The sequence below is a fragment of the Acidimicrobiia bacterium genome, assembly GCA_029210695.1.
Classification (GTDB): Bacteria; Actinomycetota; Acidimicrobiia; order Spongiisociales; family JAHEDJ01; genus JAHEDJ01.
Map to the genome: position 1 here is coordinate 18,822 of JARGFH010000014.1, position 22,445 is coordinate 41,266.

Sequence of the window (22,445 nt, forward strand, 5' to 3'; positions counted from 1 at the left end):
CTCCAGCGGAGGCCAGCGACCGGCAGATTTGGTTGACCTGCTGATGAGGTTCGATGCCGGTTCGCTTCCGGATTTCGCCATCCGTGAGCCCCGGAACGGACTGGATCAGTTTCAGGATTCGCTCTCGATTGGTCACCAGGCCTCTCTTCTGCCCTGTCGATTCTTCAACTTGACATTGGCAATTTCTGCTGGTCCGACCGGTCAATCTGGCTGGTCGGTTGTCAAGACGGCCATCGCCGGCCCTTGCAGAGTTCGGCGGTTGCCTTGGCGATGAGTTCGGCTCGGGCATCAATGAACGCTCCGTAATCGGCCCGAATGTGATCCGCCCGTTCAGTCTCATCGGCGAAGCTCGAATAGCCACCGACATTCAACTGATCGTATGGGATGACGTGAGTGGCGAGCCGATTGGCAAGGTCTTGTTCGCTCAGGTCTCCTCGGTCGATGCGATCACGCAAATAGCGAACGGGCTCCTTCGCTGATATGTCTCGATTGGTCTTCCACGTGATCAGGGCGCAGTTCAGGGCGCGGAAGCTCTCCGCTTCCGAGACCTGGCCTTGGTTGACCAGTAGCGAGTTAGGAAACAGGTGGTGATACTCGCGTCGCGGGAGCTGCTCTCTGGTGGCAGGCGTGTCGTCAGCAATGTCTCGCCCGCCAGCGCGAAGTGACACGGCCAGGATGCCGCGGGCGAGGATCTCTTTCGTGCTCGGCCAGCCGGCTCGCTTGAAGACCTCTACCGTCGGGAGCGGGAAGAGGTCCTCGTTGAATATCGGTGCCTCCGGGGCGTCCTCCCCACGCAAGCGTGCGCGCAACCCGCGAAGGTCCTGCAGCTGACGCGTCGCCGCCTGGTTCTCGTATCGACTTGTGAGGAACGACCTCCAGACGTAGCTGCGGAGAAGCGATCGTGCTTTGCCGTGCTCGTCGGAATCCTCGGGCACGTGCGGGTGGAGGGCAGAGAGGATTGGTAGCACTGCGGTGGTTGGGAGACGCCTGCCGTCGTATACCGATTCGTCCTCGAGGAAGGAGATGGCCCATCTAATGCCTGCTGCGATGTTCGACCACTCGTTGACAACCCGATCGAGATCCAACTTGAAGTAGCTGGCCTGAGTGGGCGCACGATCATCACGTAGCGCGGCGGTGTCCAGCACGAGGTCTTCGGCGTCGATGTAGGCGCCCACCATCGGAACGGCGGCGTGGACTTCGCCGATGAGATCGTGCAGGGACTGACCTGTAGCGGCTTCAAGTTGGGCGACGATGATGTCGTAGGCGGTCAATCTGACGGATGTCGTATTGAGCTTGACGAAGACGTTCAGTGCGACGTCCCTGGGGGTCTCCGAGGGGAGAGCAAGAAACGGGATGTTGTAAGCGGCTATGGATTCGCGGAGCGCGTTGATTTGCCGCTCCAGGGCGCGGCTGGCGACAACATCATCGGTGGTCGCTGAGTCGCACCAGCGGCCTATCTCTTGGTGGATATCGCCGGGCCGAAGCAGACGCAGTGGAATGAAGCCCCGGCCCCAGACCTGAACTGGATCGTCCGCCCATACGGGGTACCGCTTGCCGTTGCGCGACCAGCGGGCCTGTGAATGCATCCGGGGGACACGGACGCCGCCGTGCTCCTCATCCGGCTCGAGGGAGAGCAGGTATGTGCGGTTTTCATAGTCGTCGTGGAATGACCGCCAGAGGGCAGTGAGGCGCTGCTGACCGTCTAGCAGGTGCTCGGTGGGTCGTTCGACCGGATCGGGGGAGCCGATCATCTGTCTGCTTATGAATGGTTCCTCGCTGCCTAGCTCAAGGACGAGCGTTGAGCCTGCGGGTAGACCGTTCAACACGGCCTCGATGAGGTTCGAGATCTCATTGTGGCCCCACGCTTCGAAGCGCTGGAACCGTGGCAATCGGATCTGTCCTGTCCGGATCCGATTGAACCATTCTGGCAAGTTCCGATTCCTGGCTTCCACGGTCTACCTCGTTTGGTTGGCTTTCGTCTGATTGGTGCCTGATCCTGCGATCTATTTGTCATTCCTCGAACTCGTGGGACTCGAATCCCAGTTGGGTCGCGTTCTCGCTGACCGTTCGACGGGTGCGATCATCAAATCCGTCGGATTCGGCATTGATCTCGACGGTGATGGACACCTTGCTGCCCTCTGCGTTGCCGAGGTGGGAGGCGACCTCGTTGATGAGATCTCCGAAGTCTCGGATTGCCCGAACTGGGTCCAGGTGCTTGCGACCGTAGAAACGGGTCGGCACGACGAGCCCCGGGGGCTTGGGCTGATCCCCACCGTCGTCCTCGTTGCCGCCCACCGCTCCGGGTTCATCGACGGTCTGCTCGTCAAGCTGACGCCGAGCCCGATCGGGCTTGACGACGACAGCGGTCTGGCTCATCCCCACTCCGACGTGCTCGCCGGTTTTGAGTCCTCGATAGCGGTCGGTTGACTCGTCGTGCGCATCTGCGAAAGCGAATGTGTCTTGCTCCCAGTTGATCTGGGCTGCTCCATCTGAGACGGCAGCGGCGAAAACTCCGAAGTTGGCGAGCCTCGGCATGTACAGGTACTGGGAGTAGTAGCCCCATAAGCGGCGGACTCCGATGTGGTCGCCGTCCCACAGGCTTGCCTCGGGCCGATCGAGATCCATCCGTATCCGAATCCCGCCGTAGGAGGAGATCAACTCCTCAGATGATTCCAGCTTCTTGGCCGTCTTGGCAGCTAGGTCGCCATTTCCTGCCGCCCGGATCGCTTGCCACGAGATCTCCGCCTTGCCGGGCTGCTGCTTAGGTGTGAGGACATGTTGGAACGTCTCACCGATCCGCTGCCGGATGGTGTCGTCGGCCTCCTGCAGCTTGGTTTCGGCCTGCTTGATCTCCGACCCAGACAAATCGAGTCCGTCGGCGCCTCTCTCGTCGAGAATCGACTTCCACGCCATCCAGTCCCATACCGCCGATCTCAGTTCGGGAACTCGGTTGGGGTCGGCGGCGAGGAAGGCGAGGAGGTTGCGGTTGATCCGTGGCCCGCCCTGCCTTTGCTCGAGGATCGCGGCGGCTGCTTTCACGGCGGGTGACTCGTCGGTGGCGCCTCGGTGGGGAGAAGTCGCGGGCAGGATCACCAGCCTGACACCGTCGTCCTCGTCGGGGACGTCCCCCGGGCCATCGGGAAAGACGTGCACCGCTGCGAACGGACCAGTGGACCGGGCGGCCTGCACCCGGTTGCGGATCTCGATGTCGGCGTCATCGTCGGTGAAATTCGATTCGGCCCGATCGCCCGCCAAACGAGTGAGGGTGGGTTTGGTGTCGTACCAGTACTGGGCGCCCTGGCTGTATAGGTATGTGGCCTCCGACGACAAGTGACGGAGAGCGTCCTGTATCACTCCCGGTTTCTCTCCCGGCTGGACACAACCCAACACGATGTGCTTCAGATCGACCCCTCGACGATCCTCCTGGCGTGGAGCCGACCCGACATAGGTAGCACGGGCCACCCGTCGAGTCGCCGAATATTTCCCGAGATTCGGCCGAGCCTGGTCAATGCGGAGGGGCAGCGAGTTAGGTCCGTCGACATCGGTACGGATGATCGGCTCCCACCGGTCATCGAGATACTTGGTGAGCTCGGAGACGACCGCACCCGAATCCATCGGGATGGTCCCTGGCATGATCATCAACGACGAGTCGCCCCGTTTCCACAGCTCCGAGATGACGGTCGCCATCAATCGCAGCATCCCGCGGGTACGTTGGAATCGCTCCAGGGTCGACCAGTCTTGATAGAGTCGGTCGAACAGCTCAGGATGGATCGGGTAGGCCGCCGCCATCCGCCGTTGATACTCGCCCTCCTTCGACTCGGATGGAAAGTCGGCGGGGCTATCCAAATACAGGTTGTGGTAGGCGCGGATCACCGCGTCGCGTTTCTTTGCCTCGGACGCCGGGACTGGTTCGAACAGCCGGCGACGCACGATCTCAAACGACTCATCAGTCGACGCCGGTCGCCACTGGGCTGCTTTACGGGAAACAACGTTCTTGAGCTTGGCGAGGGCAAGCTGACCTTTCTCGCCACCAACCTCCAGATCCGAGGAGGGTATCGACACCAGCACCAGGGTGTTGTCCACTGCTGAAGCGGCCTCGGTGAGCGCCTGGGCAAACGTGAACTGCGTGTCGAAGTCGCCGCCCGGAAGTCTCATCTCGTCGGTCTTGGTGGGAAGGTCGCGGGCGTAGGCGACCCATTCGTCGATGAGCACCAGTGCGGGCCCGAACCTCTCGAAGAGCTCGATCAGTTTGGCGCCAGGGTTGGTCGCGTTCTGGTCGTCCTCGGCAAGGATCTTGTAGCCCTCGACGCCGCCGAGCTGCCACGCGAGATCACCCCACAGGGTGTGAACCTTGGTCCCGTCTGGCTTCTCCTGCGGTGTTGACGGTGACACCATCTGCCCGACGAACACCGCCCGCCGTACCTCACTTGGGATCGACAGGTCGTCATCCGCAAGGACGTCGTCGACCCCGGACAACACAGATGTCGGTACGCCGGCGACGAGGTGAAAGAGGGCGATGAGGCTGTGCGTCTTCCCGCCGCCGAAGCTGGTCTGCAGCTCGACGATCGGGTCGCCGCCCCTGCCCGAGAGCCGCGAGGCAGCGATCCTGATCAGGTCGCGGAGCCCATCGGTGATGTAGGTGCGGGCGAAGAAGGCCGTCGGATCCTGATACTCCTCGTCAGCCTTGCTGTGAAGCACTTGGTAGAGATCAGCAGCGAACTCGGCCTGTTCGAAACGGCCCTGCGCGACATCTGGATGGGGAGCGACGATCTCGCGCCACGGCGCCAAACCCGCGGCTGGCTCGCCTTTGGTTGCTTCTGCGGCCAGCTTGCGTTGCTCGCCTCGTGCCTCTTCGGAGAACACCTGTCGCTGCAGACCCTTGCGAAGATCCTGCACTTGCTCGACGTGTTCACTTGCGTGGAAGGCCTTCAGGAGGATCTCGCAGAAGTCGAGAATGCGGTAGGTCTCGTCAGAGCTGAACTTCTTGTTGTGCGCCCAGTCGTTCCGTGCGTCCCTCAGCAGGATGACGTAGCTGCGTTCAGATTTGGAAAACACTTGTTTGAAGAACTGATTCCAAGTGGCTTCCATCCCCTTCAGCAAGAAGGCGAGATCATCGGGATCGGGATTCCGGTCCGGCTGGTACAACGCGTCGTTTACCGACTGAGTCCACCCGTTGCCGTACATTGATTGCCAGGCCTTCTCCAGCCCAGGCCGGATCCCATCCCGGAGGAGGGTAAGGGCCTTTCCAACACGTTCGTGATTCGACATCGCCATAACTCAGATCATTCTCCCAATCTCTGCTGCACTGGGGTTTCAGATCGGCTGGCGAGTTTGACCAAATCGGGCCACGCCTGAACGAGGGTGTTATAGGCCACAGCCTCCTCGGCCCATCCACGCCGATCGGCTGCTTGATAGAGAAGGTAGGCAAGCTGCCTGGCACGCTCGCCGATCCCTGTACCGATCCAGCGCAGGAGATTTGCTGCGACCAGCTCCGACTCGTCGAGGGATGCGATGAGGTTTTGCGTGACCTCCCAAACGGTTAGACGAGTGTCGGCAGAAGGGTCCCAGTCTGCGACGAGATCATCCCGATCGACCAGGTACACCTTGCCGTCCTGCTGGACTGCGATACCGGCTTGAACTACGCCGCCTACCGATGTGTTCTTCGCTTTCGACAGCGTCTCTGCATCCCCGAAGAGTCCTGGTTTCATTCCGTTCTGCTCATACCACGTCAAGGCCCATCGCGTATCAGCGTCGAACTCGGTCTCCTCCTCGGAGAGCACCTCCTGAAGCACTTCGTTTATGAGCGTCAGAGCGTGGCGAACGGGCATATCGGTACCATCGGATTCGATGACTTTCGAAAATCGAGAGAAGACGGCCATTCCGGGTCCGATTGCCGATTGAGCCATGTCCACGGGTGCGATGGACTCTCGTTGGAGAAGTCGGATCGCCGGCGGCAGTTCCCGGCGGAGAGCGGCCAAGAATTCGCCGCGAGTCGCCAGCGGGGCCATCGGGTGTTGGGGGCGACAGGCTATGACAATCGAGGATGCGAGTGCTGCCTTCTTCATCGCTAGCGGACGATTGACCAGTTCCGTCCTCACGGGCCATGTCGACGTAATGGCGAGGCCCGCAGACCTCAAGCCTTGCAAGAAGGTCTCCCAGCCCGTCGACGCGGTTCCGCTTGCGTCCGTCTCGGCCTGCTTAAACGCGTAGAACACGACGGATGGGAAGTCGGGATTCTGGTGCGCGGCGACGGACGAGAACACCTCCTTCATCCCGGCCTCGAAGTGTGCCCTTGCCTCTGGATTGGAGCCATGGCGGTAGGGGTCTGCGATGAGTTCTTCGGCCTTGGGAGTGAGCACAGTGGATAGCTCGTCGGGCCAGACGTCGCGAAGGCTCGTTCTCAGCCATACGTAGAAGAAGTCGGAGAGATCGGAGTACCCAATGTTGTCGTAGTAAGGAGGATCAGTGACTACAACTGGGTTCGCAATCTCCGCGACCCTCGCCGTCGCATCTCGTTGGGCCACCGACGCGGCCCCGACCGCCGGCAGATGTTCGATCGCCTTCGCAACCCAATCCAGCATCGACCGCCAACTCCCAGTTGATCCCGAGAAAGGGTTCACCTCGGCGAAATCCCACGTCATAGGAATCGCTTGGCGAGCGAACGTGTTCCTGATCAGCTCCTTTGAATTGTGCCAGGTACATACCGTGGACCAATAGTCGGCACACTTGTCCAGAACGAAAGCAAGGTACGTCATCACGGCGTCCGCGTATGCCGTCCCTTGGTCACCGCCATCACGGAGTCGGCGGCCATCGATTGTCAAGCCAGCCGCTTGAGCGTCTCGTTCGATGACCATCCGAACTTCTTGAAGCTGGTCCGAGAATGTCGTAAGTGCGAGGAGTTGGCGGTCTGTGAACAGGTCCTTCCAATGGCCGAGCCCGTACCCCGGCGTCTTGAAATCGCGCGGGTTCCGGGGAAGCTCTGCTTCGAGGGCTGATGGAATGTGCACGGCGGGTAATGCGGGCGTCTCAATGCCGGCGACATACTCGCGACCGCGGGGACCCTGCGCTACGGCCGCCATCGCATGGCGACCGAAGCCCGTCGTTCGGCCTTGCTGACGTACGTAATCGAATCCGAATGGCGTTCCCGTTGCTACGCAGCGCCCGGCTGTGCTCCGGCCAATGGTTCCTTCCGGTGGTTCCCCTCCCTCGCGTATCGCGTATCGGATCTCCTGGCGGTGTCTGTCAATGATCGGCTCGATCCATATGGAGGGCTTTGACTTAGTCGCTGAACGAAGCGTCCAAGAGCGAACAAGGGGTACATCTCCGCTCCATGCTGGATCTGGAGATGCCACCGTTCGCGCCCAGATCCACGCAATCGCGGTGGCGTCCTCGCTTCCCTTGCTGGCTGGCAACCGCACCTTGGGATAGAGGCTTCCGATCCGCTCGAATGCTTGTTCTTGAATCCGAAGCCCGTAGTAGCGGACGTCTTCTGCCAATCCTTGGGCTCCGCGCCAGCTCTTCAGACCCGACCCCTGCCGGGCTTCGGGGTTCATCGGTGGCTTCCGGTCGAACCGAGGAGGGATCTCGATCATCGCCTTCGAGACCAACACGGCAACAGGGTTCAGATCGCCGCCGAACGCGGGCAGCCCAAGTCGCTGCGCCTCTAGCGGTATCGATCCGCCTCCACAGAAAGGGTCAAGAACAGTGGGTAACTCGCCGTCGCACGAGTCCAGTATCTCCTTCGTTGCCTCGTCGAGTATGTGCTGATTGTCCGAGTTCTCCCAACGCACGAGTTGCTCAAGGATCCGGAAGAGCCGTTGTCGCTCCGTCTCCTGCGCCTCAAGGGTCGGGAATAGCTCAACGTCTGCCGAAGGGTCGTTGACCAAGGACGCCCACAGAACAGCTCGCGCTGCAGCGAGCGGACGACGCGCCCACCAGAGGTGCAGAGTTGAGGGATGGCCGTGCCGGATGGATTTCTCCCTTGCAGCCTCCCGATTGATGGCGTCGAGCGGCAGCGCCACCTCGATCAACTTCTTCTTGTACGTCATCTCGGCTCCACGGCTTCTGAGAGCAGCTTGGGTAGTGAGAGATTGACCGACACCGCTGCGAATGGAAGCTCTGTGCCCTGAAATGGTCGCAACAGGTATCGCACTGTCGGATCCGCAGCTCGATCTTCTGGGACGGAGACAAGAGCGAGGATGAACCGGTCGGGGGTGTTTTGTGCTTGCCGAACCTGGCGGGCTTTCACTGTGACGGTGTCGGATCCTTCGATACGACCTTTGACCTCGATGAAGTAGAGGTCGCCGCTCTCGAGGTCGCGGCTTTCGATGTCGTAGCCTGGTTGGTGGTGGGGCATCTCCTGCGGTTCCCTTTGGAGAGCCCGCTCTGCTGAAAGCACGGCTGAGACTGCCCTTCGGTCGACCTCCTCGACATCCTTCGCGTAGGTGTGCGGGGGCTGGGTGCGTTCGCCGGCGAGCCGGTCGAGAAGACCTTGGGGGATAACGATGGCCCCGCCGACGACCGTCGGAGGTTGGTTGGAGAGATCGAGTTCTTGGTCGAGTTGGCGGTTTCTGCGTTCTAGACGCGCCTGCAGGTCGTCGGCGATGTTGCGAGCATGCCCGGACGTGAAGCCTCCCTTTGGCTTCTTACCTTGGAGTTCTTTGGCCTTGGCGTCGGCGGCTCGTGCGTCCCAATAGTTGATCTCGCTGGTGAGCCGGTCTACGACAGCGGCTCGTACCCGGGCGACGCGGTCTTCTGTAATGCGACGGACTTCCTGGATGTGGGGTCCGGCGAGGTTCTCGATGGCGTGGCTTCGGGCGGTCGTTGACAGCGCGGCTGTGATCCACTCACCTCTGAGAGTGTCGGACAGGATTGGGCGTTCTTCGTCTGCTGGCCGGTAGTCGAGGTAGGGGGCATAGCCGGCATCGCTCGGGTCGCTACTTTCAGGGATCTCGACGAACTGGTAGCGGCGAGACACTGTCCGCCTACCGCCATCTTCTCCGGGCCGTCCGTCTTTCACGGCATGTTCGAGGTAGACGAGTGCCCGGGGGGTTTCGGTCGGATCGTCGGGGTCGATGAACACCGTTCCGCGTTGGAGCAGTGCGCCATGCCGGTCTCCAATGGTGTCGATGACTGCCGTAAGGAGTGGGTGGCCGGGGCTGAGCAGTTCCGCCGGTGGCTTGCCGTCGACCTTGATGAGTTCCTTCTCGAAGGTGACGCGCTCGTAGACCGGCTGCAACGGGGATCCGACCTTCGCTTCCCGCTCGGTGGATCGGACTGCCGAAGGGACGCGGGTGATTTCAAACCGTCCACCTTCCCGTTCGGTGATACGACCGCCCAGGAGTCGGAAGGCGTCGAGGAAGAACGCTCGGATAAACCCGGGTTGGAGCTTGCGGGCCTTTGCCCGTTCCATCATGTCTCGGATCTCATCGACGCGGGCCTTGCCGAGGATGTCGACTGCCAGTGCGCGCTCAGCAACGACATCTTCTAGTCGCTTGCCGATGCCCTCGTCGATGATCCGCATTTGTCGAGCCCGAACTTCGGGATCATCGCCGTAGCGGATCGCCTCGATAAGGAGTTCACGCAGCGAGCGGTCGATGAATGAGTCACCCAGGACGTCGTAGACCTGGTCGCCCAGCGCTTTGCGCTGTTCTTCGATCTTGTCGAGGAGCCGCTCGAATACGGCACCTTCTCTGGTGTTGTGGGCGACCATGTTCCATAGGTGGCACACTTCTTGCTGTCCGATGCGGTGGATGCGACCGAAGCGTTGCTCGATGCGGTTTGGGTTCCACGGCAAGTCGTAGTTGACCATCAGGTTGGCCCGCTGCAGGTTAACGCCTTCACCGGCTGCATCCGTGGCTACGAGCACCTGGATGTCTGGGTTGGTGATGAAAGCATCCTGGGTGCGGCGTCGGTCTGCCCGTCGAAGGCCCCCGTGGATTACACAGATGACTTCTGGTTTGCCAAGGAGGCTCCGGATGCGACGCTCTAAGTAGTGGAGAGTGTCGCGGTGCTCGGTGAAGATGATGATCTTGCGTTTTGTGCCGTCGGGTGCGTTCATAGCGTCGGATTGGAGAATCGAGGACAGCTCCTCCCACTTCTTGTCGGTACCTGATGCTCGGACTGCGGCAGTGAGCTTCTCCAGTTTTGCCAGCTTGTCGATCTCGTCCCGGAGCTCGGGGACGGTCGCGGCTGCTGTGGCCTGGTCGATGGCCTCGTCTTCCAGTTGCTCGAGTTCGACGTCGTCGTAATCGTCAAAATCGAAGTCCTCGAGGTCAGTCTCTGAAAGGCCTTTCGGAATGGTGGCACTATCGCGAGCTGTTCCATCGAGGATCGCTTCCAGCTCGATGAGCCGCTTCTGGAGGCGCTCCTTGCGGCGCTGCACCGAGCGGTAGATCGCCTCCGGCGAGGAAGCGAGTCGCCGCTGAAGGGCGGTAAGAGCAAAGCCGACGACAAGGCCACGTCGTCGGTCGCCGCCCTCTTCGATCGCCTTGGCCTTGTCCATCTCCTCGCGGACGTAATGGGTGACTGCCTTGTAGAGGCTGTCCTCCAGCGGCGACAGGTCGTACTTGACGGTCCGGGCGATCCGTTCCGGGAACAATGGTCTGCCGTCGAAGGTGAGGAGGTTCTCCTTGACGTAGCGGCGCATCAGGTCGGATGCGTCGGGTGCACGCCCGTCGCGCAATCGGCCCGCAAAGCGGTCGGGGTCGAGAAGGGCGAGGAACTGTTGGAAGTCCTCTTCCTTGCCGTTGTGTGGCGTGGCGGTCAACAGCAGGAGGTTGCGGGTGATTCCCCGGAGTTGTTCGCCTACCTGGTAACGCTTGGTCTTCTCCAGCTTGGAACCGAAGTAGCGGGCGGCCATCTTGTGGGCCTCGTCCACTACGACCAGATCCCACTCGGAGGCACGGAGCTTGACCTGGAGGTCTTCGTTGCGTGCGATCTGATCGACTCGGGCGATCAGGAAGTTCCTTTCGATGAAAGGGTTGCCGGTCCTGGCGTTCTCCACCATGTCCCGAGACAGGATGTCGAACGGCAGTTGGAACCTCTGCCAAAGCTCGTCCTGCCACTGCTCCACCAGCGAACCGGGGGCGACCACAAGGACCCGTTCGGCGTCACCCCGGATCGCCAATTCCCGAATGTAGAGGCCTGACATGATTGTCTTGCCGGCCCCGGGGTCGTCGGCCAAAAGGAACCGGAGAGGTTGACGGGGGAGCATCTGCTCGTAGACAGCTTCGATCTGATGTGGCAGCGGGTCGATGTTGGCTGACTCGATCGCTACATACGGGTCGAACAGATGTGCCAGCTCGATTCGACGGGCCTCCGACGCCAGCTTGAACAGCTCGCCATCGGCGTCGAGCGTCCAATGGCGCTCTTCCGAGGCGATAGTCAGACGTGCCTCATCGGATCGGGAGAGGAGGCGATTATCTACAGCGCCGCCCGAGGTGCGGTAGACAACCTCGACCGTGTCCGTGCCATGCCAGGTGGTCGCCACGATGGCGACCGGCTTGCCAACGACGAGGCCCTCAACGATCGATTCCGGTTTGAGGTCCTCCAATGTTGCCAACGGCCCACTCCAATACCCTTGCGCTGTCTGGGCCAGACTACCGGATGGGTCTGACAGAGACGCTCGGTCACCAATCGGCGCCGACCTGATCCGATCGTCGAGATAGGGCTGAGCGGTCTAGATTCGCCGTGTGGGAACCCACCGAGAGTTGCGAACACACCTAGGTGGCTGCCGAAGAAGTGGCCTTCGGCGAGTGGTCGGGGAGGTTGGTTGTCGTGTCGGGGGTTGATGGTGACGTTGGCGTGTCGGGGGTGGGAGGGCGCGCTGGCGCGTCGGGGTGTTCAAGCATGTTGCAGTCTTCCCGGTTCGTCGAGCAGAGCGAAGAGCCGCTTCATGTTCAACAAGCCGGCGGTCACACGCTGTTGGAGGAGCACTTTGCGTGTTCCGCGGTAGCGGGCCTTGCCCATCCCGTGGCGTTTGCCTTCGGCGAGTTTGCGTTCGACCAGGGCCCGTCGTCGGAGCTTTCGGCGGGTTGACGGTCGGGCCTGTTCGGCTCGGGCGGCTTGGAGACGCGCCTCGTGGAAGTTCAGGGTGATGCTGCGGCCGTTCGAGTTCGTGGTGCAGCGTTGGCGCAGCGGACACGCGTCGCACAGGTCGGGCGCGAACTTCATGACCATGACCCTTCGGCCCTTGTGGTCGGTGCTCCAGCTGTGACGGGTCGTGGCGTGACCGGCGGGACAGGTCGCCGAGGGTGTGTCGGGGTCGACGACGAAGTCGGTCTTGACGAACTTGCCGGTGGACGCTGGCGGCTGGGTCTTTGCGGTGACTTTGACCCCGATCTCCTCTGCGGCGACCCGGGTGTCGCCGTCGCCGTAGGCGGTGTCACCGAGCATCTCACGCACCGGGACACCGGCTGCCTGTGCGGTGGCCACCATCGGAGCCGCCTCGGGCCCATCGGGGGCGTTGGCCCCGGTGACACCCACGGCCAACACCAGTTCGGTGTCGTGGTCGGTGAGGAGGTGAGCCTTGTAACCGTCGACCCGCTTGGAGGGGCTCTTTCGCCCGTGACGCATGTCGGGGTCGACGACCGACACGATCCGGTCGCGGGCCACACCCCGGCGGATACCCGGCCCACCGCCGTCGTCGGGGGCCTCCTCGATGTCTTGGTCGACGATACGCTCCAGCAGGTCGCGGGCTTCAGCGAGGTCGTCGACCCCGGCGGTGGCTGCCAGCACCGCCCGGGCCACCTCGACCAGCTCACCGAGGTGGGTCCGCCTGGCGTCAGCGTCGGCCCAGTCGATGCCGGCCTTGTTGACACACACACGGTCGATGGCCCGGCGCAGCCGCTTGGCCAGCCGGTCAGAAGCGGCGCTACCCAGCTTGGCGATGGCCTGACGCAACAGGCTGTAGGTGTCAGAGACCGCAGCCGCTCCCATCACCCCGGTCGAGTCGGCGATGGCGAGCACCCGCTTCGGGAAGAGCCCGGCCTCGACGGCGTGGACCAGAGTGGCTCTCAGCACCCGTTCGTCGGCGTCGTTGAGGAGCAACCGGCTGCGGAACACCGCCAGTGTGGTGTGGTGAAACGGCACCTGATCGGCCTCCACGCCGAGGGCGCGCTTCCAGTCGAGATCCTTGGCCGCCCGCCGCGCCGCCTCCCGGTCGCTCACGTCGTCGCGCACCTGCAGCAGCACTGTCTTCATCAACAGCGCAGGGGGGATCGAGGGGCGTCCCATACCCATCGAGTAACAATCGGCGAAGTCCTCGTCCCTGACGAGGCCGTCACCGTGGGCTGCCATGCGGGCATAGAACGACGAGTCGTCGCCCTCAAACAGCGGCGCCAAAAGCGACTCCACCCCCAGCAGGCTCCCTTGCCGATCAGTAGTTCCAAGCATCACAACCTCGCAGAGACACCATGGAACGAGTATCGACGAAAACGACCCCGATCGCGAGCACCCTCGGCCCCCACCCACCGACTTTTTCGGCAGCCACCTAGACCTCGCGATACGAATTGACGAGGCTATTCGTCGTTCGGCAACACCGGAGGTGCTGACGGTGCCCGCCGTGGATGTCGGAGGGTGGGCAGCTGTCCTCGCTCCTGGTCGAGCACGTCTCACCGAGAATCTCTGGCTTGCCCGCCGCACCTATTCGACGGTCCACTTCTTGATGCATCACACCGATACCGTCGACACCCCGGCTGGCGACTTCACGGAGGACGCAGGCGTTCTCATGAGAAGGTTGCTCGAACTCCTCGCCCAGACTTCATGGCTCACGGACTATGAACCCCCCGCTGACCTTGCCCTACCTGCAAACATCGGAGAACGAGCAGACCACGAGGCGCTGGCAAGGACGGCACCATGGCCCGACGAGGAAAGCCTCTCATTCGTCCTGGCCTACCTTGCGGCCGCTGTCGACTGGATCGACGTCCAGGCGCTGAGAGCGGATCGAGCTGAGCTTGCGCAACAACTCAAGACGGCTCGCGCCCTTGCGGGCGGCATCGCTGGTGAAAAGGCGTCGGAACGTCATGCAGCCGGAATCGCACTGATCGAGAACAGAGATGCGTTGATAGAAGCACGGCTCGATACGATCGGGGCGCCGAGAACGCCACGGTCGGACACGACCGGGATACTCACGAGACTCGGCGGCCCTTATGTAATGGCATGGCGGTATGAGTCAGACGCGGCGCACGCCATGGCGATGGGGCGCTTGCACCAGCGTGGCCTAGACGAGGAGCCAATGCTCGGCGCACCTTCGCCCCCGTGGCGACGGGAGATGGTCGTGTCGGTGGCCAACGCGACGATGCTCGAAATGGGATCCCGAGTCCTCGGTGCCTTAGAGGCAGATACCTCGGAACTTCAAGCAGCAACTGCCGACCACCGTGAGCTACTGGAAGCCCGAGCCTCCAGATAGTCGCGCCTGCAAGCCGCCAAACCATGCTCTCTGGTGGCTCGGCACACGTAGGTCTATCCGTGCAGGGTGGAGGTTTCCGTAGACCAGGACTCCGGTGCCGGTATCTGCGCGTCTCAGGTCGGCGGTGGGGGCGAGTGGTCGGTGTCGGGTGGATTCGGTGGTGCTGGTTTTGCCGTCGGGGCTGCGGCTGCGGGATTCCTCAGTGACCTGTTCATCGCCGATGAGGCGGCTGATGTAGTCGAGCGTGGGTGTGTCGGAGATGCCGGCGAGGACGACTTTGGCGCGGTGATTGTTGATGACCGTTTGGGCGAACGTGCCGTAGCGGGCCTGGATCTGGGCGAAGTCTTGCCAGATGGTGACGAGTTGGATGCCGACGCCGCGGGCGGTGGAGGCGATCTGAGCGAGGTCGGGGAGGGGGGCGATGTTTGCTGCTTCGTCGATGGCGAGCAGGAGTGGTTTCTGGAGGCGGTCGGTGGTGCGGTTGGCTCGGTCGTAGATGCGGGCGATTGTCTGTTCGATGAGGGCGGTGAACAGCGGGCGGAGGCGGGCTTGTTCGTGGAGAGGTCCGCAGATGTAGAGGGTGTGGTTGCCTCCGTCGAGGAGCCGGTCCGGGTCGATGGCCGGTTGGCGGTTGGTGGTGGCGAGGACGCCGGGGTCGGCGAAGGCGGCGAGCACCGTCTCGGCGGTGGTATAGGCGGAGGAGCGGGAGCGGTCTTCTCGGTTGATCGTGGCGGCGAATGCTTGGACGGCGTCGACGCTGCGGGCTTTGTGCAGGGCCTTGATCGGTTCCTGCTCGTCTTGGAGGTCAACCCAGCGGAGGACATCGGCCATGGTGGCCCCGCTGGTGGCGGCGGCGTAGAGGAGTGGGGCGAGGAGCTTCTGAGCGACGGCGTACCAGAAGTCTGAGTCTTGGAGTCCGCCTCGCTCTCCGGCGCGGGCTGTGGAGGCGAGCCATGCGGCCATCCGTAGGGCGCCTTGCCAGTCGGTGCAGGTATGGAGTGGTGACCATCCTGCGGTCGGTTCACCTGTGGAGGCGACGGGGTCGAAGACGTAGGTGTCTCCGATGGTTCGGCGGTGGTCGATGGTGTGTTCGAGGAGGTCGCCTTTGACGGAGGTGGCGATGACCGGTCCGTCCCATTCGAGGAGGGCGGGGATGGCGAAGCCGGTGGTTTTGCCGGTGCCGGCTGGTCCGATGACGGCGACGGAGTGTTGGGCTTCGGTGGCGATGAGGCGCCGGTGGACGGTGCCGAGGGTGAGCCGTCCGGGTTGGGGCTTGCGGATGAGGAGGGGTTTGAGGTCGCGTGGTTTGGCCCAACGCGCCGAACCAGACTCGGCCTCTGTCTGGCGCTGGTGCCAGCGGTAGCCGAATGTGGCGACGGCGAGGAGCGCAAGGGTGATGACCGTGAGGGTGGTGTAGTAGGCGAGAGGTCCGGGGAGGAGGCTCCGTGCCGGTGCCGGCCAGGCATTCGCGGGATCGGTGGGGTCGACGATCAGTTGCCAGAGAACGATCGGGCTGTCGAACAGCGGTGTGGGGAGCCAGGTGCCCTGCCAGAGGCGGGCCGCAACCTGGCCGGCGCTCCACACGAGCGTACAAGCGGCAACCAGGACGCTGGCGGCGACGGTGAGGAGCTTCTCGGCGTCTGGTTGGGTCGCGGGCGGGGTCACAGTCCGATGCCTCGCTGCCGGTCGTGGCGCCGTTGTTCTCTGTCGAGGCTGCGGAGGCGGGGTAGCTGGCAGGCGCCGCAGCGGCAGGCCCGTGGGGTGGGTTGGGTCCAGCCGTCGGGCCAGTAGGGGATGGTGGTGACGCAGCTGGTGCAGAGGGCGTGGCTGCCGAGGAGGGGGATGAGGGTGTATTCGCCGTTGACGGGGATCTGGTTGTTGCAGAAGTCGCAGATCCAGAGGCTGTTGTCGTTGGGGACGCTGGTGATGACGACCACGCCGAGTCGTTCCATCTCTGCTCGGAGGTTGGCTTCTGCGGCGACGCGTCTTCGGTACGCCTCACGATGAGCGACCGGCCGGACGACGAACCGCAGCTCCCCACGACACGGCGCACAGAGGCCTTGGGCGTCGACCTGGGTCTCGTTGTCGCAGCTGACGCACGGTTGGGTGCTCATCGTTGCACTCCCAGGTCGTGGGCCCGGTGACGCCCGTGGGTGGTGATCTCGGCGAGGAGGAGCAGCCCGGCGACTTGGTCGTCGACGGCGAGGCCGTCCCATTCGTCGAGGATGGTGTGGGCGAAGGCGGCGAGATGGTGGTCGGAGCGGTCGACCGCCTGGGCGATGCTGTGACGCTCGCCCTCATCGAGGCGCACTCGGGGGCCGTCTGGGCCGGGGCTGGCGAGGGTGGCGAAGGCGTCTGCGATACGCTGCCGGGTGAGGATCTCCTCGATCGATGGTTGAGGGCTTGCGGGCATGGGCGGCTCCTTTCAGTGGGTGCAGCCGGTGGTGGGGGCGGTGACCGGGCTCAGCCCGATGCCGCTCCACCAGGCTTCGAGAAGTTGTTGTGGGCAGACGAGAGTTCCGGCGGGGTTGCGGATCTGGAAGTGGAGGTGGGGGCCTTCGGCGTTGCCGGTGGCACCGGAGGTCATGATCAGCTGCCCGGCGGCAACCTCGACTCCGGTCTCGACGGTGAGCTGGGTGCCGTGGCAGTAGGTGTAGCGGTGGTTGTCCGCTCCGGTGATGGTGACTCCCCACCCGCATTTGCAGGTGGGGCACGGCTGGTAGACGTTGGTGACGGTGCCGGGGTGGACGGCGTAGACGGGGGTGCCTTCGGGGGCTGCCAGGTCGGAGGCGGGGTAGTCGTGGTGGCTGGCCCGGATTTGATCGAGGGTGACGGTGTCGTGGGGGAGGGGGAAGGCGTAGAGGCCGTCGGCGGTGACCGTGCCGTCGGTGAGGGTGAAGGCGCGGTAGTAGTCGATCCAGCCCGTGACGGTGGTGACGTAAACGTCGGAGTTGTTGTAGCGGTGGAGCGCCGCTGCGAGATCGGCCTGTTCTGTGTAGTCGCCGGGGGCGGTGAGACAGAGGTGGGCGACGGTGGCAAGCGCGGCGTCGTACACGTTCTGCGGGTCAGCGATGCCGTCGCGGTTGGCGTCCTGTCCGTAGGCGCGCCACGAGTCGGGGAGGAACTGGGCGGGCCCGACGGCACGGTCCCAGGTCGCATCGCCATCGAGCAGTCCGCCGTCGCTGTCGGGGATGACGGCGGTGCCGGGGACAGATCCGTCGAGGATCGGGCCGTACAGCGGTGGGGTGACGTCTCCGGTCTGGGTGATGGTGCGGCCGCCGGTGGTGGCGTGGCCGGATTCGACTTTCCAGATACTGGCGATGATCGGCCAATCCACCACGCAATCAGCCGCGATCGTCGAGGCGTTGGTTTCGGCCGAAAGGTAGGCGGAGAACACGACCGGGGGGATACCGATCGCTCCACTGGCCGCAGCGGCGGGGGCACCGGCACCGAACGCGACCGCGCCGAGCAGCACGATGGCCAGCACGAGCGTGAGCGGGCTGGTGGCGACGGCGATGACCAGGACGAGCCGCCACCACCGCGGCCCGGATCCTTCGGTGAGTGTGTCGGCGATTCGTTTCTTGGCGAGTTGCCCGGCGGCTTTGGTAAGGAGTTGCCAGCTCATGCCGTGCTCCTGCGTCGGGCGTGTTGCCACGCCGCCGCAGCGTCGGCCGGTGTCGGCTGGTGTTTGCGGCGGGGCATGTTGGGTACCTCGTTGGTGATTTCTCTGATGGTGTGGGTGACGCCGAGGCTGGTGAGCCCGCCGGATTGGTAGGGGCGGATCCAGGTGGCGCCGTGGGCGCCGCCGATGCGGTTGCCTTCGAGACGTTGGAGGGTGGAGTCGGCGAAGCGTTGGGAGATGTCGAGGAGTTGGCGGCGGCCGACGGTCATTACTGCCATGAAGAAGATGACGAGCAGGAACCTGGTCCACATCCCCCCGGCCACCGTGAGGAGTCCGTTGAGTCCGGTGACGAGGAGGGCCAGGAAGATGCCCATGACGATGACGAGGGCGACGACCCGGACCAGGGCGGCGACCCAGTGCCACAGTAGGGAGCGTCCGGCGCCGGGGAACAGCCCGGCGTAGAGGGCAATGGGGAGCAGGGCGATGAGGAACAGGGCGAGGCCCTTGGCGACGACGAGGGTGAAGGCGGTGAGGACGAACAGGGCCAATGCGGCGGCGGCGACGATGAGGTACAGGAACGCTCCGACGAGCCGGGAGACGGTGGCGTCGTTGTTGAAGGTGGCCTGGGCGTCGCAGCCTGCGGTTTGCATGAGTTGGCGGGGGGTGTCGTCGAAGCCGTGCGGCCCCGATGCCAGCGCCTCGTTTCTCGCCGGGGCGCAGCTGGTGTTTTGGAGGGTTTGGCCCCAGTTGATGGTGTCGTAGGGGTCCCTGACGAACCCGGTCATCAGCGCGGTGCTCACCTGTCCGGTGGCGTCGCCGTCGGAGCCGGTGTTGGCGGAGAGGGCGACGATCTCGGTGGAGATGCCACCGGCGGTCTGGATCGCACCGGTGACGGCTCCCCCGAACCCCGACCCGGTCGAGACTGCGACGAGGACGGCGTAGACGATGAGGGTGAGGGCGAACTCGCCGGCTCCTGCCCCGAAGCGGCCTTTGAGGAACTGCCAACCCATGTAGAGGGCGGAGACGACCAGCCCGAGATGGGATAGCCGCATCGGCCCCAAGATGCGGGCGTCGAGCAGGTTGCCGACGGTGGCGGCAGCGTCGGTGAGGGCACCCTCGATGACGAACCCGGTGGCCGCCTCCAGCAGCCATATGGCGACGGCGACGAGGATCTTGGCGAGCGAGAAGACCAGGTTGGTGGCGGTGCCGACGGTGACACATCCGATGTCGCCGACGAACCCGTCGTTGGCGCAGCCGATGTCGTAGCGTCCGATCTCGACCACACCGTCCGCTTGGTTGGTGGGGTAGTCGGTGGGTGGGTACAGCTCCTGACCCATCTCGGTCGGTGGAGCGGGTTCGTCGACCTGTGCCTCGGCGGGGGTCGCAGCGAACAGCTCGATTGCGACGATGGCGGCGAGCAGCCAGACGATCGCCCACGCCCAACCATCCAGGGAGCTCGATCGGAGTCGGGGGCGGCGTGGCCCGCCATCAGGCTCGTTCATGTGGCCACCCCTTCCGCTAGCTCGGATTCGTTTCCGAGGCTCGCTACCGAGGGCCAGGGTCCAACCATCAGTCGCCCGGCGGTACCGGGGGTCGTCGAGAAGGCGTCGGCGACCGCCGGATCCTCCGGCGTGGCGATACGGACCAGCCCGAGCCGTCCCCTCGGGTCGCGCATCAGACACTCACCAGTCCCGAGCGAGGTGACCGTCGCGAGGTTCTCGTCGCGGTCGTCGGAACCGAGGAACCGCAACGCGGCCGGAGCGGCCTGGTGCGGTTGGCGGAACACCATCCGGTACCCCAACAGCGCATCAACATCCTCACCGTCGCCGGTGAGGTCGGTCGGGAGCTGGCTGAACGCCCACACCGCGGCGTAGTGTTTGCGGCCGTCCCGGATCAGATCCATCACCAACCCGTGCCCCTGCGTGCTCGCGGTGAGGGCGTGGGCTTCGTCGAGCAGTAGTGCGGCGAACCGGTCGCTGCTGCGGAACAGCATCCGCCTGGAGAACGCCGCGACCAGGTACAAGATGGCCTGACCGAGCAGCTCCTCGGGAAGCTGGTCGTCTCGGGGTGTGCCGGTGCGGGGGAGGCGGAGTCCGGGGATGTGGAAGCACACATAGTCGCCGCTCAGGTTCACTACGGGTCCGGGGTCGTCGAAGACGAGCCGGCCGTACGAGACCCCAGCGAGAGCGGACAGTTTCTCGGCAACCTCGCTCCCGGGTCCGCCGCTCGACTCGAGGTGGGCGATCAGATCTCGGAGACGTGGCTGCGTCCCGGTTTCAACGGCCGACTCGAGGGTGTGTTGGGCGGCCCGGTAGCAGTGGGCGGCGGCAGCGGAGCCCGGTGGGGTGGCGGTGAGCAGGGTGATGAACCCGACGCCGTAGCGGAGCCGCAGCTCGTCGCTGTCGAACACCTGAAACGGGTCGAGCCCGACCTTTGCGTCGGCGGAGATCTCCACGATCTGTGTCTCGCCGGTCAGGATGGCGGCGAGTTGTCCGTATTCGCAGGTGTCGGTGCGGTCGACCACGACCACCTGGCCGCCCATTGCCACCGTGTTGTAGGCGAGGGTCTTGGCCAGGAAGCTCTTACCCGACCCGAGCTCCCCGATCGCCGCCAACGACCCGGACCGGTTCAGATCACGCGGCCCATGCGCCGGATCGAGGAACACCGGCACCGGGTATTGGGCGTCGAGCGAGTGGCCGAGCAGCATCCCACCCGGGTCACCGACACCGGACCCGGCGAACGGCATCGCCGACGCCAACCCATCCGGCAACAGGTCCTGTGCATACTCGCGCACCACCGGCGGCGACGCCGACCCGGGGAGCATGGCGGTGAAACAGGAGAGCTGGGCGCCGGTGGGTCGGTAGAAGTTGAACTCCGCCCCCCGGAACGAGGCTTCGAGGATCCCCACCCGCCGTTCCACCTCACCGAGATGCCGGTGCGCAACGGCGACGATGGTGGTGGCCCGGAACGCAGGCAGCGCCGGGTTGGATTCGAGGCGTGCCCGGTGTTCGTCGACCATGTCAACCGAGCTGGCCAGGGTGGTGGCGGGACCGGCCGGGTCGCCACCCGGTTCGGTCAGCTGCCCCACCAGGTTCCGTTTGGCCCGCAGGGCGCGCCGGCGGGCCGCCTGGTTGTCGATCTTCTCGATCCGGAGTGCCCAGTCGACGGGGAAGGGGAGTTGGTCGTCGAGATGCCACAGCCACTCGCCGGACCCGTATGGGAACGACCACGACGCCGGAAGCTCGGCGAGACACGAGAACGCCTGATGGGCGGTCCCATAGTCGGGGTGCTCGACGGTGAGGTAGCGCCGATGCGACAGTCGGTCAGGGTCGCTGCGGCGGCCTCCCTCGAAGTAGACGGCGTCCCGATCCAGCCGCACCACCGACACCCGATCGCGCTCGCTGTCGACGGAAGTGGGAGGTTCGATCAACCCGCGCAGCACGGCCCGCTCGAACAGCCACCGCAGCTCTGGTGATCGGAGCGGCCGCAACCCGAGATGTTGGCCCAACTGATCGGCCAGCGATCGGCTCGCCGCCATCGCCGCCGCCACCCGCCTCGAACCGGGAGTCGCCGCCGGAGTACCGAACGTCGCCGCCACCTCTCCCGCTGCCGTGCGCAGCCGATCCACCACACGGCGAGTCCCGCCCGGTTCGGGAAGCTGGATAGCGAGGAACCAGCGTCGCTCGTACACCGGCTCACCAGCGAGACGGAGCGCGGTACGACGTGCCAGCCCAACCCAGCTCGCCGACCTCTCTACCGCGTCGCCGCTGATGCGTCGCTCCAGCTCGTCAGCGGACAGCTCGACAGCCACGGACAGGACGAGCGAGTGGGCCGGGAGACCGAGCAGGGCGGCCACGGTGCGGGCGTGGGCGTCCCTGGCATCGCGGGTCGACCGGTGCGGGTAGGCGAACGGACCCACCTCAAAGCACACCCACGCCGTACCGTCGGTGCCCCACACGAGATGGTCGTTGATGCCGTGGACCGGGAGCGGGCTACCCATCCGACACCTCGCCGTCATGCTGGCCTCGAGTGATCACGACACGCACAGGGCGCGCCCTCACCGGTCGAGGGATTGGAACGGGCGCTCCGTTGCGGACCCCGCGGCGACACCCCGGCGACACAAGGACGGTGGCGACGCCGACCGCCACCAGGAATGGAGAGCGTCCCTCGATCCGCCAGTGCCGTACCGCCCACGCCGAGCCGGCCACCGCCAGAGCGAAGACCGCCAGGTTGCCGACAGCACCCAGATGCGCCCACATCGGACGAGTGATCAGCAGCAGACCGCTGGTAGCGGCGACCGCACCCAGCTGCGATGCCGACAGCGCCCACGGCAAACGCCACCCGGCGACGTGGCCGATGATCACTGGATGCCGCAGCGCCTGCGTGTACGAGAAGTAGACGTCGGTGTCCATG

13 protein-coding genes are annotated in these 22,445 nt (G+C 64.3%); 1 reads left to right on the forward strand and 12 read right to left on the reverse strand.

All coding sequences use genetic code 11. The features are described from left to right. Positions 1-221: 221 nt before the first annotated feature. The 5 genes from P1T08_06450 to P1T08_06470 all read right to left on the reverse strand — a co-directional run bounded on the left by P1T08_06450 (position 222) and on the right by P1T08_06470 (position 13,395). On the reverse strand, positions 222-1,931 hold the full coding sequence (locus tag P1T08_06450) for a DUF262 domain-containing protein (GenBank protein ID MDF1595721.1): 1,710 nt from the start codon (positions 1,929-1,931) through the stop codon (positions 222-224). 79 nt (positions 1,932-2,010) lie between these two features. Further along, positions 2,011-5,268, reverse strand: coding sequence for a DUF499 domain-containing protein (locus P1T08_06455; protein ID MDF1595722.1), 3,258 nt, complete (start codon positions 5,266-5,268; stop codon positions 2,011-2,013). 14 nt (positions 5,269-5,282) lie between these two features. Continuing rightward, positions 5,283-8,048 (reverse strand): DUF1156 domain-containing protein, encoded by a 2,766-nt coding sequence (locus P1T08_06460; GenBank protein ID MDF1595723.1) that lies wholly within the window; start codon positions 8,046-8,048, stop codon positions 5,283-5,285. Beyond that, positions 8,045-11,563, reverse strand: coding sequence for a helicase-related protein (locus tag P1T08_06465; GenBank protein MDF1595724.1), 3,519 nt, complete (start codon positions 11,561-11,563; stop codon positions 8,045-8,047). Before P1T08_06465 ends, P1T08_06460 begins: the two co-directional genes overlap by 4 nt. Positions 11,564-11,844: 281 nt before the next feature. Further along, positions 11,845-13,395 carry an IS1182 family transposase gene (locus P1T08_06470; GenBank protein MDF1595725.1) on the reverse strand — a complete coding sequence of 517 codons (1,551 nt, stop codon included), beginning with the start codon at positions 13,393-13,395 and terminating at the stop codon, positions 11,845-11,847. Between the two features lie 160 nt (positions 13,396-13,555). Between P1T08_06470 and P1T08_06475 the strand changes: the two genes are divergently transcribed. Beyond that, positions 13,556-14,410, forward strand: a complete 855-nt coding sequence (locus tag P1T08_06475) for a hypothetical protein (GenBank protein MDF1595726.1) — start codon at positions 13,556-13,558, stop codon at positions 14,408-14,410. On the opposite strand, the gene P1T08_06480 is transcribed toward P1T08_06475, so the two are convergent. From P1T08_06480 to P1T08_06510, 7 genes are read right to left on the reverse strand one after another with little or no spacing between them, the layout of a single operon-like run. Further along, positions 14,384-16,075 (reverse strand): type IV secretory system conjugative DNA transfer family protein, encoded by a 1,692-nt coding sequence (locus P1T08_06480; protein ID MDF1595727.1) that lies wholly within the window; start codon positions 16,073-16,075, stop codon positions 14,384-14,386. The genes P1T08_06475 and P1T08_06480 overlap by 27 nt on opposite strands. After that, positions 16,072-16,524, reverse strand: coding sequence for a hypothetical protein (locus P1T08_06485; protein MDF1595728.1), 453 nt, complete (start codon positions 16,522-16,524; stop codon positions 16,072-16,074). The genes P1T08_06480 and P1T08_06485 overlap by 4 nt, the downstream gene beginning before the upstream one ends. Then, complete coding sequence (locus P1T08_06490; GenBank protein ID MDF1595729.1) at positions 16,521-16,823, reverse strand: hypothetical protein; 303 nt, start codon at positions 16,821-16,823, stop codon at positions 16,521-16,523. The genes P1T08_06485 and P1T08_06490 overlap by 4 nt, the downstream gene beginning before the upstream one ends. Positions 16,824-16,835: 12 nt before the next feature. Next, a complete protein-coding gene (locus P1T08_06495) occupies positions 16,836-18,035 on the reverse strand; it encodes a peptidoglycan DD-metalloendopeptidase family protein (protein MDF1595730.1) in 1,200 nt (399 codons plus the stop codon). Beyond that, a complete protein-coding gene (locus tag P1T08_06500) occupies positions 18,032-19,534 on the reverse strand; it encodes a hypothetical protein (protein MDF1595731.1) in 1,503 nt (500 codons plus the stop codon). The genes P1T08_06495 and P1T08_06500 overlap by 4 nt, the downstream gene beginning before the upstream one ends. After that, positions 19,531-22,032, reverse strand: coding sequence for an ATP-binding protein (locus P1T08_06505; GenBank protein ID MDF1595732.1), 2,502 nt, complete (start codon positions 22,030-22,032; stop codon positions 19,531-19,533). Before P1T08_06505 ends, P1T08_06500 begins: the two co-directional genes overlap by 4 nt. Further along, on the reverse strand, positions 22,025-22,444 hold the full coding sequence (locus P1T08_06510) for a hypothetical protein (GenBank protein ID MDF1595733.1): 420 nt from the start codon (positions 22,442-22,444) through the stop codon (positions 22,025-22,027). The genes P1T08_06505 and P1T08_06510 overlap by 8 nt, the downstream gene beginning before the upstream one ends. Position 22,445 lies beyond the last annotated feature (1 nt).

Excerpts from the sequence above, each read along its gene's own strand:
- P1T08_06455 (MDF1595722.1), bottom strand. The coding sequence starts at position 5,268 with ATGTCGAATCACGAACGTGTTGGAAAGGCCCTTACCCTCCTCCGGGAT.
- P1T08_06460 (MDF1595723.1), bottom strand. The coding sequence starts at position 8,048 with ATGACGTACAAGAAGAAGTTGATCGAGGTGGCGCTGCCGCTCGACGCC.
- P1T08_06470 (MDF1595725.1), bottom strand. The coding sequence starts at position 13,395 with ATGCTTGGAACTACTGATCGGCAAGGGAGCCTGCTGGGGGTGGAGTCG.
- P1T08_06485 (MDF1595728.1), bottom strand. The coding sequence starts at position 16,524 with ATGAGCACCCAACCGTGCGTCAGCTGCGACAACGAGACCCAGGTCGAC.
- P1T08_06490 (MDF1595729.1), bottom strand. The coding sequence starts at position 16,823 with ATGCCCGCAAGCCCTCAACCATCGATCGAGGAGATCCTCACCCGGCAG.
- P1T08_06495 (MDF1595730.1), bottom strand. The coding sequence starts at position 18,035 with ATGAGCTGGCAACTCCTTACCAAAGCCGCCGGGCAACTCGCCAAGAAA.
- P1T08_06500 (MDF1595731.1), bottom strand. The coding sequence starts at position 19,534 with ATGAACGAGCCTGATGGCGGGCCACGCCGCCCCCGACTCCGATCGAGC.
- P1T08_06505 (MDF1595732.1), bottom strand. The coding sequence starts at position 22,032 with ATGGGTAGCCCGCTCCCGGTCCACGGCATCAACGACCATCTCGTGTGG.
- P1T08_06510 (MDF1595733.1), bottom strand. The coding sequence starts at position 22,444 with ATGGACACCGACGTCTACTTCTCGTACACGCAGGCGCTGCGGCATCCA.